1 protein-coding gene is annotated in these 337 nt (G+C 50.1%); it reads right to left on the bottom strand.

The window, feature by feature from the left end:
* Window positions 1-50 precede the first annotated feature (50 nt).
* The coding region (locus tag F0U47_RS22750; RefSeq protein ID WP_149730575.1) for a hypothetical protein at window positions 51-337 on the bottom strand (287 nt) is incomplete at its 5' end.

A 337-nucleotide genomic window follows, 5' to 3' on the forward strand; every position in this document is an offset into this window, starting at 1 on the left:
ATGCTCGTTTATTACATTATTCATGAACATATAACAGTGCCTTTGGTCGTTTAGAAAGGTGTAATGAACCACGAGTAGATGTCAGGAAGACCGGCGACTTCACCATCGTGTCCAACGGCCTTGCGGTCTCCCGAGGCGTTCACGATCGTACCGAGCTCCAAGGCATCGTTGAATTCGCGGTTGTAGATGAAGAACAGGACGTCGTTTTCGTACTTGGCGGGCTGGAAGAACCATTGCTCCCTGGTGCTGTCAGCGCTGTTGCCGCCGTATACAACACGGTCACGACTGTTGCAGTTGCAAGTCGTCGTACTCATCTTCAAGTACTGGTTGTACTTAG

The organism is Nocardioides antri (genome assembly GCF_008373765.1).
Lineage (GTDB): Bacteria > Actinomycetota > Actinomycetes > Propionibacteriales > Nocardioidaceae > Nocardioides > Nocardioides antri.